Here is a 9,919-nt window from a genome sequence, read left to right as displayed (position 1 = left end):
CCGTGCGGGGCACGGCGCCTTCGGTGGTTTCACATCAGCCCGGCAGCGTCACGCCTTGACGGCGGCGAACGCATAGCCGTTGCCGTCCTTCGACAGCGTGCCGACATTGGGGAAGCCGAAATGATAGCCGGCGATCATGCCCTTCTCGGCAATCACGCGATCGAAGAAGGCGCGGCGGGTGGCCTCCGCTTTCGGACCATCGGAGTCGAACATCGAGAACCAGCCGGGGTTTTTGACGAACAGCTGGTGGATGCCGGTGACGTCGCCCTGGATGAACAATTGCTGCCCGCCCGAGGCAACCAGGAAGGAGGTGTGCCCGACCGTATGGCCTGGTGTCGCAATGGCGCGCACGCCGGGGGCGACTTCGGCGCCATCGGCAAATTGCTTGATGTTCTTCCAGGTCGGGAAGGTCGACTGAATGCGCCGCACATTGCCGCGCGCCGCTTCCGGAACCTTCTCCACCAGCGCCGGATCGGTCCAGAACTTGTACTCGACCTCCGGCATCAGGATTTCCGCGTTCGGGAACACCTGCGCGTTGGTTTCCTTCACCCACAGGCCCGAGATGTGATCGGGATGGAAATGCGAGATCACGACCGTGGAGACGGTGGCGGGATCGAGCCCGGCCGCCTTCATGTTGTCGGCGAGCTTGCCCACGGTGGGCGGGCCGTTGCCGCCGAAGCCGGTGTCGAACAGCACGACCTTGCCGCCGGTCCTGATCGCGGTGATGGTAAACGGGTTGTCGAACTTGTCCGGGCCGATGCCGCCGGCCGTCAGGGCCTTCTTGATGTCGTCCATCGACGCGTTCTTGATGAAGCCTTCCGCGAGCACGCGCTCGATGCTGCCGTCGTGCAGGCTGAAGACCTCGATATCCCCGACCTTGTATTTGAGGCTGTCGGCGGCGCGCTGTGCCTGCGCCGCACCGATAAACGATACCGGTCCCTTCAATCCGAATACGAGTGCTGCCGCCGTACTTCCGAGAACCAGATCGCGACGCGAAATCTCGAACATGCCTACCTCCCTTGATTGAACCTTGCCCATCGGCGCCCCTGTGATGGAGCACGACGTCCTGATAGTCTACACCGGGCAGTGCGGGCTATTCCTGTTGCGATTCATTCTCAATCAAAGGCATGCTGGCGCAAGGCAGCAAGTGAGCCGGCGATCCATTCGGTTGGCGCTTCGCCTGAGCGCGAAGCAGGGAAGTCCGCATGAACAAGCCGGCCGGAACAGATATCGTCGCCGAAGAATTCATGATCGCCAGCGATACGCCTGGCATCGAGCTGTTCGTCCGCAACAAGCGCAGGGCAGACCTCGCTACCTTCTCCTCCGAAAAGACCATCCTGTTCGTGGCCGGATCGACCTATCCCGCCTCGACCTCGTTCGATCTTCCGCTGGCGGGGATGTCGTGGATGGATCATCTCGCCAGCCGCGGTCATGACGTCTACCTTGTCGATATCAGGGGCTACGGCAATTCGACACGGCCGCCGGAGATGGCGGCGCCGGCCGCGGACAACGCGCCGATCGTCCGCACCGACGTCGCGGTCCGCGACATCGCGGCAACGATCGCCTTCATCCGGTCGCGGCGCGGCATCGCCAGGCTCAATTTGATCGGCTGGTCATGGGGCACCACCCAGATGGCGAGCTACACCGCCGGCCACAACGAGGCCGTCAACAGGCTCGTTCTGCTCGCGCCGCAATGGATCCGCGAAACCCCAAGCCTGGCCGATCCCGGCGGCGCCATCGGCGCCTATCGCATCGTCGATCGCGCGGCCGCCAGAACGCGCTGGCTCAACGGCGTTCCCGAAGGCAAGCAAGCGGAAGTGCTGCCAGAGCCGTGGTTCGAAGCCTGGGCCGACGCAACCTTTGCCAGCGGTCAATCAGGCCCGGTTCCCGGCCAGTTGATGGCGCCCAACGGAACGATCCAGGATGCGCGCGAATACTGGGCCGCCGGCAAGCCGCTGTACGATCCGGGCCGCATCACGGCCCCGGTGCTGATCGTTCACGCGGAATGGGATCGCGACTGCCCGATCGAGATGTCGCGCGCCGTGTTCGGCAGGCTGACCGCCGCGCCCTGGCGGCGCTGGGTGGAAATCGGCGAGGGCACCCATTCGGTCTTCCTGGAGAAAAACCGCTGGCAGGTATTCGACGCGGTGGATGGCTTCCTCGGCGAGCAGCCGAGGATCTGAGGCGGCCGGGCAGCAATCAGGCAGCGACCGGCGGCTTCTCGGCGTGGCGCTGCGACAGCGTGAAGATCTCGACGCCATCGGCGGTGACGCCGACCGAATGCTCGAACTGCGCCGACAGCGAACGGTCGCGGGTCACGGCGGTCCAGCCGTCGGACAGGATCTTCACATGCGGCTTGCCGAGATTGATCATCGGCTCGATGGTGAAGAACATGCCGGGCTTCAGCGTCACGCCCTCGCCGGGACGGCCGACATGGATGATGTTGGGCTCGTCGTGGAACAGGCGGCCGAGGCCATGGCCGCAGAAATCGCGCACCACGCTCATGCCCTGCGGCTCGACGAAACTCTGGATGGCGTGGCCGATATCGCCGGTGGTGGCGCCCGGCTTCACCGCGGCGATGCCGCGCATCATCGCTTCATAGGTGACCTCGATCAGCCGTTCGGACTTGCGGGCGATCGGGCCGATCGCATACATCCGGCTGGAATCGCCATACCAGCCGTCGACGATGAAGGTGACATCGACATTGACGATGTCGGCCTCCTTCAGCGCCCGGTCGCCCGGCATGCCGTGGCAGACCACATGGTTGATCGAGGTGCAGGTCGAATAGCGGTAGCCGCGATACATCAGCGTGGCGGGATAGGCGCCATGGCTGAAGGCGAAGGCGCGGACGAATTCGTCGATCTCGGAGGTCGGCACCCCCGGCTTGACGATATCGGTGAGCTCATCGAGGCATTTGGCCACCAGGGCGCCGGCCTTGCGCATGCCCGCGAACCCGTTCTGCCCATGCAGCTTGATCTGTCCGGTTTTGCGCAAGGAGGTATCTGTTGCTTCGATATAGCTCATGGGCGGATCGCGTCTGGGCGGGGGGTGATTTGAAGGCCTAATTTAGTGATCGGGGCGGGCGGTAGCAAGCCAAGGTTGGTCAGGCGGCAGGCGAAATGCGGCCCTGGCGGCAAATTCAACGGTTCGGCACCTCGACCGTGGTCTCGACCGGCAGCGCGCCGCCGCGGATGCGGATTTCGCGCACCGGATAGGGCACGCGGATGCCCTCGCGCTTGAAGGCGTCCCACAGCGCCAGCATCACCTCGCTCTTCACACCGTCCATGCCGTCGGGGTCGGCGATCCAGAAGGTCAGCGAGAACTTCATGCCGGCTTCCGCGAATTCGGTCAGGATGCAGTTCGGCGGCTTGCTCTTGATGGCGCGCGGGGCGGCGGCGGCGATGTCGACCGCCAGCTTGCAGACCAGCCTTGGATCGGCGTCGTAATTGGTGCCGAAACCGACCTTCACCAGCGTGTTCTTGTCGGTATAGGTCCAGTTCACGACCTTCTGCGTCACCAGATCCTCGTTCGGGATCAGGAATTCGCGGCCATCGCCGGCGGCGACCGAGATATAGCGGGTCTTCATCGCGCTGATGCGGCCCGAGCTGTCGCCGATGGTGACGAGATCGCCGGGCTTCACCGATTTGTCGGCCAGCAGGATGATGCCGCTGACGAAATTGGCGACGATCTTCTGCAGGCCGATACCGATGCCGACGCCGACCGCGCCGGTGAACACCGCCAGCGCCGAGAGGTCGATGCCCACGGTGCTGATGGCGATCGTGATGGCGAACACCATCAGTCCGATCCGGATCATCTTGACCAGCAACACCTGGATCGATGGCGTCAGGTCGCTGGAGCGGGTGATCCGGCCTTCGATGAAATTGCTGGCCAGGTTGGTCAGCCACAGCGCCAGCAGCAGCAGCGCACCGAATTTGATCAGCAGCAGAGGCGTCAGCCGCAGACCTCCGAGCACGATGGAGACCGAATCGAGCGCCTCGACCACCGGATTGAGCTGGCCGATGATGCTCAGCGCCGCAAGGGTCCATGCCGACAGCGACACCAGCCGGACGATGAAAGCATTGCGGATCACCGAGGTGACGAGCCGGATAATCAGCCAGGCGAAGGCCAGCTTTGCGGCGACCGCCAGCAGATAGCTGCGGCTCGGCCAGGTCGAGGTCAGCATGATCACGCGTGCCAGCATCATCATAGCGGCGAACGCCGCGGTGGAGGCGCTGCCGACCAGCACGCGCAGGAACAGCCGGAACGGCGCCGGCCAGCGCATGGCAAGCGAAGTGACATCGACCCTGGCGCGGACCGCCGCGCCGACGGCGAACGCGATCCCCGCCGCGGCCAGGATCAGCCCCAGCTGCAGATAGAACCAGGGCGAGGTCACCTCCGCGCCGACCGAACGCGCCGCGGCGAGCAGGAATCCGGTGATGTCATTCAGGTCCATCGTCAAAATCTCATCGCAGGCAGCTCATCGGGCAGAGTTGATTCGAATGGCCGGCAGATTCACACAATGGCTGCGCCCGCGCCATCGATACGACACCCCGGCTGCCGCGAGTAAGGCCGTTAAACCGGGTACTTTGCCGCTGGGTCGAGAAATGGGTTGGCGTCGAACTGTGGCGACGATAAGGATGCAATTGCAAGTATTCTCAAGAGTATTCTCACGAGTATTTCAATGATTTCCGGAGGTTCATGGCTTCTCTCGACTCGGTCAGCATAGCCATTCTGCTTGGCGCCGTTCTTGTGATGGCCGGCATTCTTTCGAGCCTGCTCGCGCTGCGCTTCGGCGCGCCATTGCTGCTGGTGTTTCTGTTCATCGGCATGCTGGCCGGCGACTCCGGACCTGGCCAATTGGGGTTCGACGACGTCCGCACCACCTATCTGGTGGGATCGGTGGCGTTGGCCCTGATCCTGTTCGATGGCGGCCTGAGGACCCGGTTTCAGAGCATTCGCGCGGTGCTGGCGCCATCGATGATGCTGGCGACGGTCGGCGTGCTGGTGACCGCCATGATCACCGCGCCGGTCGCCCGATACGCGCTCGATCTGAACTGGCCCGAGGCGCTGCTGGTGGGCGCCGTGGTGGCGTCGACCGATGCCGCCGCGGTGTTTCTGCTGGTCCACGCGCAGGGGTTACGCCTGCGTCCCCGCGTCGGCGCGACGCTGGAGGTCGAATCCGGCACCAACGATCCGTTCGCGGTGTTTCTGACACTGGTGCTGGTCGAATTCATTACGATCGGCGAAGGCTCGGCCTGGCAGATCGCGCTGCAATTCGTTCGTGAGGCCGTGCTGGGCGCCATCGTCGGCGTGGTCGGCGGCCGTCTCGTGGTGCTGGCGCTGAACCGGGTGGCGCTGCCGCAGGGCCTGCACGCGCCCTTTGTCGCCACCGCGGCGCTGGTGATCTTCGGCACCGCGCAAATCTCGCATGCGTCGGGGTTTCTCGCGGTCTATCTCGCCGGCATCATCATCGGCAACCGGCCGACCCGCGCGCACAACTCGGTCGTTACCTTTCTCGATGCCGCGACCTGGCTGGCGCAGATCGTGATGTTCGTGCTGCTCGGCCTTCTGGTCTCGCCGCAGCGTCTGGTGAGCAGCATCGGCCCGGCTTTCGTCGTGGCGCTGGCCCTGATGCTGGTGGCGCGCCCGGTCGCGGTGTTTCTCTGCCTGGCGCCGTTCCGCTTCAACTGGCGGGAAAAGATATTCATCGCCTGGACCGGCCTGCGCGGCGCGGTCGCGATCTTTCTGGCCTCGATCCCGATGCTGGTCGGCCTTTCCAAGGCCTATCTCTATTTCGACGTCGCCTTCGTCGTCGTCCTCATCTCGCTGCTGCTGCAGGGCTGGACGCTCGGCCCGGCGGCACGAAAGCTCCACGTCGCGCTGCCGCGGGCCGATCGCGGCCCGCGCCGCGTCGAACTCGATCTGCCCGGCCAGCTTGAGCAGCAGCTGGTCGGCTATTCGGTCCGCCCGAAAAGCCTGTATTTCCGGCGCGGCCTCATTCCATCCTGGTCGAAGCCGACGCTGGTGATCCGCGACGAGAAGATCCTGTCGCCTGCCGAAGCCGATCCGGTCGCGCCCGGCGATTACATCTATCTGCTGGCGCCGCCGGAAAAGGCCGAGTCGCTGGACCGGTTCTTCGTCGACATGCCCGCGAGCTCGGCGCCCGATCCGCATCAACTCGGCGACTTCATGGTGTCGGGGGAGCACACGCTGGGCGAGCTTGCCGAAATCTACGGCGTCGCTGTCGATGAAGATCAGGCGAAATTGACGCTGGCGGATTATTTCGACATTCATCTCGACCACGCGCCGAAGGAGGGCGCGGAGCTCGCCCTCGACCCCATCGTGCTGGTGGCGCACAACATCGGCGGTGGCCGCGTCAACGTCGTCGGCCTGCGGCTGCCAGAAGAGGAAGAAGATGCCGTGCCGTTGACGAGGCTGGCCCGGTTCAGGCGCCGGCTGTCGGAGATATGGTCGCAGGTCGCGGGCGTCTGAACTTCTCCCCTCCGCAACGCTGCGCGGGCGTCAGGCGATCACGCCGGTGGCGGCACCGCCTTGCTCATCAGGATGCTGCCGCCATTGTGCGGCAGCCGCGGATGCGCCGGAATCCCGGCGACGCCGATCTCGATGAAGCCCCTTAGCTTGTAGAAATTCACGGCGGAGACGTTGTCCGCCCAGACATGCAGGCTCAGGCGGTCGTAACCGGCTTTCGCCGCGCGGCCTTCGGCCCATCCCAGTAATCTGGCGCCGATGCCGGAACCGCGGTAGGCGTCGCCGACGGCAAGGCTGTTCAGGAACATGCTGCCCCAGTCCTGCAGCTCCAGCATCGGCCTTATATGGTCGTGGCGTTCGGAGCCGAGCAGCACGTAATTATCTTCCTTCAGCAGGTCGGCGGGAAACACATTCGCAGCGGCGACGATCTCGCCGTCACTGCCGAGGGTCGCCACGCAACAATTGCGCCAGGAAACCGGATAGCGTTCGCCGCCGATGCCGGCCGACAGCAGATCGACCGCGTTCACGAACGGGATCAGATCGTCGAACAGAAATTCATAGACGCCGCCCCCGGCGATGCACATGTAGCGTGCCAGCTCGCCGCTGTCGTCGGGACGGGCCATGCGGTAGGTGACTTGAGCCGGCATTGTCCGTGAATCCTTCAGCCCATGCCTCGTGTGAAGTCAGATCAACCGTCGCAGGAGTTCTTGTGCTCCGGGAAGCTGTCCCGTCTTGACGCAGATCAATGGCCGGGCAGCGATCCCCGGCGCGGATCTGATGCAACAGGGCATCTGCGCTGGTATAAGAGGGGAAAATCGTCAACACCCGGCACCAAAAGCAGGGAGTGCGCATGGCCGAGAATTTTCACGACAATGAGGATCGCGAGCGCTTCGAGCTCGATGTCGAGGGTCACACCGCCTTCGTCACCTATCGCAAATCGCCGGACGCGATCACGCTGGTCCATACCGAGGTTCCGCCCGAACTGGGCGGGCGGGGCGTAGGCTCGAAGCTCGGGCGCGCCACGCTCGACGCGGTGCGGGCGCAGGGGCGGCGGCTCTCCGTCGAATGCGATTTCATCCGGTCCTGCATCGGCAAGCACCCCGAATATGGCGACCTGCTGGCGCCCGGGGAGGAAGGCAAGCATGAAGTCGCCGTCCACAAGGCCGGCTGCTTTTGCGGTGCCGTGGAGATCGAGGTGACGGGCAAGCCGACCTTCGAAGGTTATTGTCACTGCAGCGACTGCCAGGCCTGGTCGGCGGCTCCGATCAACGCCTTCAGCCTGTGGCCCTCGGGCAGCGTGCGGATCACCAGGGGCGAAGCCGATATCGCCACCTTTCACAAGACCGAAAACTCCTACCGCAAGTTCTGCAAGCGCTGCGGCGGGCATCTGATGACCGAGCATCCGCGCATGCGGCTGATCGACGTCTATGCCAATCTGCTGCGGGATTTCATCCATCAGCCGACGCTGCATGCCAATTACGGGAGCAAGATGGTTTCCGTGAGGGACGGGCTGCCGAAGTTTCGCGATCTGCCCGCCGAACTCGGCGGCTCCGGCGAGACTTTGCCGGACTAGCACCCGTATGTGAGTTCGGCAGGTCGCTGGCTGCCGATGCTTCGAGACGCTCGCGCCGCTCGCTCCTCAGCATGAGGTTGTGGTGTTTCAACAAGTTCACCCTCATCCTGAGGAGGCCACGAAAGTGGCCGTCTCGAAGGATGGCCGCAATTTGCGATTCCAAATGCTGTTTAGCCAGCGGAGCTTGCGGCGGCGAGCGGCAACACCTCAACCCCGCCGAATGCGATCACGCGCCCGCGCCGGAGCATCACGACCTGCGTCGCCAGCTGGCGCATTTCGCCGGAATCGTGGCTGACATAGACCATCGGCACATTGGCTTCGTCGCGCAGCCGCACGAGGTAAGGCAGGATCTCCACCTTGCGATCCTCATCCAGCGACCCCAAGGGCTCGTCGAGCAGCAGCAGCCGCGGTTGCGCCAGCAGCGCGCGCCCCAGCGCCACGCGCTGACGCTCGCCGCCGGAAAGCTTGCCGGGACGGCGGTCGAGCAGGCCGCCGATATCAAGCAGGTCGGTGACGCGGGCCCAAAGCGCGGGATCCTCGGCGAGCCGGTTCATGCGCCGCCCGTAGTCGAGATTCTGCCGGATATCGAGATGCGGAAACAGGCGTGCGTCCTGGAACACATAGCCGATGCGGCGGCGATGCGGCGGAATGTGCACGCCATCCGCGGTATCGTCGAGCACGTCGCCGTCGATCGCGATGACGCCGCGGTCGGGCGGCAGCAGGCCGGCGATCATGTTGACCAGCGAGGTCTTGCCGGCGCCGGAAGCGCCGAACAGCCCGGTGACGCGTCCCTCGCTGGCGAACGAGACTTCGACTGCGAATTCGCCGAGATTTTTTGTGACGTCAACGCGGAGCATGATCAGTTTCCATGCAGGCGTTTGGTGGCGCGCCGCGCAAACCATTCCGAGGCGACCAGCGCCGCCATCGCGATGACGATGGAAACCACCACCAGCCGCAGCGCTGCGGTGTCGCCGTCGGGGGTCTGGATCAGCGAATAGATCGCCGAGGAAATGGTCTGGGTCTCGCCGGGGATGTTCGAGACGAAGGTGATGGTGGCGCCGAATTCGCCGATCGCCTTGGCAAAGCCGAGCACCATGCCGGCCAGCACGCCCGGCAGCGCCAGCGGCAGCGTGATGGTGAGAAACACCCGCCACGGCGGCGCGCCCAGCGTGCCCGCCGCCTGCTCCAGCCGGCGATCGACCGCTTCGATCGACAGCCGGATCGGCCGCACCAGCAGCGGAAACGACATGATGCCGCAGGCCAGCGCCGCCCCGGTCCAGCGAAACGCGAACACGATGCCGAAATGATCCGCCAGAAAGCCGCCGACCAGCCCGCGCCGGCCGAACGTCAGCAGCAGCAGATAGCCGGTCACGACAGGCGGCAGCACCAGCGGCAGATGCACCAGCGCGTCGACCACCGATTTGCCCCAGAAATCGCGCCGCGCCAGCAGCCACGCCAGCGCGATGCCGAGCGGCGTCGCCACCAGCGTCGCCACCGCGGCGACCCGCAGCGAAAGCAGGATCGCCGTCCATTCTGTTGGAGAGATGTCGAACACGCTCAGGTCGTCGGGCTGACGAGAAACGCGAATCCATATTTCTCGAAGATGGTCCTGGCCGCCGACGAACGCAGGAAGGCCAGATAGGAAGCGGCTTCCGGCTTCGCGGTCGCCGTTGCCGCCACCGGATAGATGATGGCGGGATGGGAGTCGGCCGGGAAGGTGCCGACGATCCTGACGCCGGGTTCAACTTTCGCATCGGTCGAATAGACGATCCCGAGCGGCGCCTCGCCGCGCGCCACCAGCGCAAGGGCTGCGCGCACGCTCTCCGCCATGGCGAATTTCGGTTCCGCCGCCTGCCA

General features: G+C 64.8%; 10 protein-coding genes and 1 pseudogene. 4 read left to right on the top strand and 7 right to left on the bottom strand.

Going from position 1 to position 9,919, the window contains the following annotated elements; all coding sequences use genetic code 11:
• Nucleotides 1–48 precede the first annotated feature (48 nt).
• Nucleotides 49–1,008: an MBL fold metallo-hydrolase gene (locus Q8N40_RS10935; protein WP_305711832.1), complete on the bottom strand. Its 960-nt coding sequence runs from the start codon at nt 1,006–1,008 to the stop codon at nt 49–51.
• A gap of 197 nt (nt 1,009–1,205) precedes the next feature.
• Here Q8N40_RS10935 and Q8N40_RS10930 point away from each other — a divergent pair, with 197 nt between their 5' ends.
• A complete protein-coding gene (locus Q8N40_RS10930; RefSeq protein WP_305711831.1) occupies nt 1,206–2,183 on the top strand; it encodes an alpha/beta hydrolase in 978 nt (325 codons plus the stop codon).
• Nucleotides 2,184–2,199: 16 nt separating this feature from the next.
• Here Q8N40_RS10930 and map read toward each other — a convergent pair whose 3' ends face one another.
• Nucleotides 2,200–3,024 carry a type I methionyl aminopeptidase gene (gene map / locus Q8N40_RS10925; RefSeq protein WP_305711830.1) on the bottom strand — a complete coding sequence of 275 codons (825 nt, stop codon included), beginning with the start codon at nt 3,022–3,024 and terminating at the stop codon, nt 2,200–2,202.
• A 115-nt stretch (nt 3,025–3,139) separates the two neighbouring features.
• Entirely contained in the window at nt 3,140–4,453 is a 1,314-nt protein-coding gene (locus Q8N40_RS10920) for a mechanosensitive ion channel family protein (protein WP_305711829.1), read from the bottom strand.
• A 245-nt stretch (nt 4,454–4,698) separates the two neighbouring features.
• On the opposite strand from Q8N40_RS10920, the gene Q8N40_RS10915 reads away from it, so the two are divergent.
• The gene (locus tag Q8N40_RS10915; RefSeq protein WP_305711828.1) at nt 4,699–6,492 is read left to right on the top strand and encodes a potassium/proton antiporter; all 1,794 of its coding nucleotides are present in this window, start codon (nt 4,699–4,701) and stop codon (nt 6,490–6,492) included.
• A gap of 38 nt (nt 6,493–6,530) precedes the next feature.
• Here Q8N40_RS10915 and Q8N40_RS10910 read toward each other — a convergent pair whose 3' ends face one another.
• Entirely contained in the window at nt 6,531–7,136 is a 606-nt protein-coding gene (locus Q8N40_RS10910; RefSeq protein ID WP_305322762.1) for a GNAT family N-acetyltransferase, read from the bottom strand.
• Nucleotides 7,137–7,339: 203 nt separating this feature from the next.
• Here Q8N40_RS10910 and Q8N40_RS10905 point away from each other — a divergent pair.
• Nucleotides 7,340–7,594 (top strand): annotated as a pseudogene (locus Q8N40_RS10905) (GNAT family N-acetyltransferase); the annotation flags it as partial.
• A gap of 12 nt (nt 7,595–7,606) precedes the next feature.
• Nucleotides 7,607–8,062, top strand: a complete 456-nt coding sequence (locus Q8N40_RS10900) for a GFA family protein (RefSeq protein ID WP_305711833.1) — start codon at nt 7,607–7,609, stop codon at nt 8,060–8,062.
• A 170-nt stretch (nt 8,063–8,232) separates the two neighbouring features.
• Here Q8N40_RS10900 and modC read toward each other — a convergent pair whose 3' ends face one another.
• From modC to modA, 3 genes are all read right to left on the bottom strand, one after another.
• Nucleotides 8,233–8,919 carry a molybdenum ABC transporter ATP-binding protein gene (gene modC, locus Q8N40_RS10895; RefSeq protein ID WP_305711827.1) on the bottom strand — a complete coding sequence of 229 codons (687 nt, stop codon included), beginning with the start codon at nt 8,917–8,919 and terminating at the stop codon, nt 8,233–8,235.
• A gap of 2 nt (nt 8,920–8,921) precedes the next feature.
• Entirely contained in the window at nt 8,922–9,617 is a 696-nt protein-coding gene (modB, locus tag Q8N40_RS10890) for a molybdate ABC transporter permease subunit (RefSeq protein ID WP_305711826.1), read from the bottom strand.
• Between the two features lie 2 nt (nt 9,618–9,619).
• A partial coding sequence (gene modA / locus Q8N40_RS10885) for a molybdate ABC transporter substrate-binding protein (protein WP_305711825.1) occupies nt 9,620–9,919 on the bottom strand: 300 nt, incomplete at its 5' end.

Origin of the sequence: Bradyrhizobium sp., from assembly GCF_030693485.1 — a bacterium.
In the GTDB taxonomy this organism is placed as follows: Bacteria; Pseudomonadota; Alphaproteobacteria; order Rhizobiales; family Xanthobacteraceae; genus Bradyrhizobium.
This window is presented reverse-complemented; position numbering and strand designations above follow the sequence as displayed.

What these genes read in the sequence shown, in the direction of transcription:
- Q8N40_RS10935 (WP_305711832.1), bottom strand. Translation starts at nt 1,008, where the DNA reads ATGTTCGAGATTTCGCGTCGCGATCTGGTTCTCGGAAGTACGGCGGCA.
- Q8N40_RS10930 (WP_305711831.1), top strand. Translation starts at nt 1,206, where the DNA reads ATGAACAAGCCGGCCGGAACAGATATCGTCGCCGAAGAATTCATGATC.
- map (WP_305711830.1), bottom strand. Translation starts at nt 3,024, where the DNA reads ATGAGCTATATCGAAGCAACAGATACCTCCTTGCGCAAAACCGGACAG.
- Q8N40_RS10920 (WP_305711829.1), bottom strand. Translation starts at nt 4,453, where the DNA reads ATGGACCTGAATGACATCACCGGATTCCTGCTCGCCGCGGCGCGTTCG.
- Q8N40_RS10915 (WP_305711828.1), top strand. Translation starts at nt 4,699, where the DNA reads ATGGCTTCTCTCGACTCGGTCAGCATAGCCATTCTGCTTGGCGCCGTT.
- Q8N40_RS10910 (WP_305322762.1), bottom strand. Translation starts at nt 7,136, where the DNA reads ATGCCGGCTCAAGTCACCTACCGCATGGCCCGTCCCGACGACAGCGGC.
- modC (WP_305711827.1), bottom strand. Translation starts at nt 8,919, where the DNA reads ATGCTCCGCGTTGACGTCACAAAAAATCTCGGCGAATTCGCAGTCGAA.